Origin of the sequence: Saccharopolyspora spinosa NRRL 18395, from assembly GCF_000194155.1 — a bacterium.
GTDB lineage: Bacteria > Actinomycetota > Actinomycetes > Mycobacteriales > Pseudonocardiaceae > Saccharopolyspora > Saccharopolyspora spinosa.
This window is the reverse complement of the sequence record NZ_GL877898.1, coordinates 1-1116: the sequence shown is the minus strand read 5'-3', so window position 1 is coordinate 1116 and position 1116 is coordinate 1. Positions and strand designations below refer to the sequence as shown.

Sequence of the window (1116 nt, the reverse complement as noted above, 5' to 3'; positions counted from 1 at the left end):
GTATTCTGCCAAACTCGATGTTCCCCGTGTACTGGTGGTCTTCCTCAGCAAGCTGCTGGCCGGTGGACGCCGCCGGAAAGGGACCCGCAAGGGGCGCCGGGCGTTGACCACGTTCTGGCAGGCTGTGCTGGTCCTGCGGTGGTTCCGCGACGGCACCGACATCACCACACTGGCCCGCGATCACGGTGTTGGCCGTGCCACCGGCTACCGGTATATCGACGAGGGCATCGAGGCGCTGGCCGCGCAGGCCCCGGATCTGCACGAGGCCCTGCAGCGCGCGAAAGACAACGGCGACGCCTATGTGCTTCTCGACGGCAAAAACTTCTCTTCCGACCGTCTCGGCGAAAAGATCACCAGCGTCAAAGGAACCGAGATCGACCGGTGGTACTCCGGGAAAACCCGCGAACAAGCGGGCAACATTCAGGCGGTGATGGACCCGAAGGGGTTCCCGCTGTGGGTTTCCGACGTGGAGCCGGGGTCGGTGCACGACATCACCGCCGCCGAAGACCACGTCCTCGGGGCCCTGTACTGGGCCTACTCCCAGCTCGACCTGCCCACCCTGGCCGATGGCGGCTACCAGGGCGCCGGAGCCGGGGTGTTCACCCCGATCAAACATCCCAAAACCAGCAAAGGCCGCCCACTCGACGTCGACAACCAGACCTACAACAAACTGCTGCGCGGCCTGCGCGCCCTGGCCGAACGCGGATTCGCCCTGCTCACCGGCCGTTGGCGCACCCTACGACACTTCACCACCAGCCCCCGCAAAATCGGCCCCATCGTCCAAGCCGCACTCGTACTCACTCATTACGAACACGGCCGACTCGCATAGCCCCTACTGAGATCAGCTACCTTCGATTTCAATGGAACTTGCGGACCGTCGGCGTGTCGCATCCCGACACGCCGATGCCTGTGGACAACCTCCGCAATTTCAATGAGGTGATCTCAGTAAGAGGTGTCTGAAGGCGGCCTGCCGGATTGGGTGTGTGATCGGGTAGGGCTGGCCTGGGGAGAGTAGGACGTGGGGTCCCTGGTAGAAGAAGTTCGACCAAGAAACGATCTTCGACCAGGGAAGGCCCCACGTGGTCACGTATTCTGCCAAACTCGATGTTCCCCGTG

The 1116-nt window shown here is 63.2% G+C and carries 1 protein-coding gene; it reads left to right on the top strand.

What is annotated here, in order from left to right:
* Window positions 1-829 (top strand): transposase family protein (locus SSPN_RS0141820; protein WP_010316796.1); only part of this gene is annotated, 829 nt, incomplete at its 5' end.
* Window positions 830-1116 lie beyond the last annotated feature (287 nt).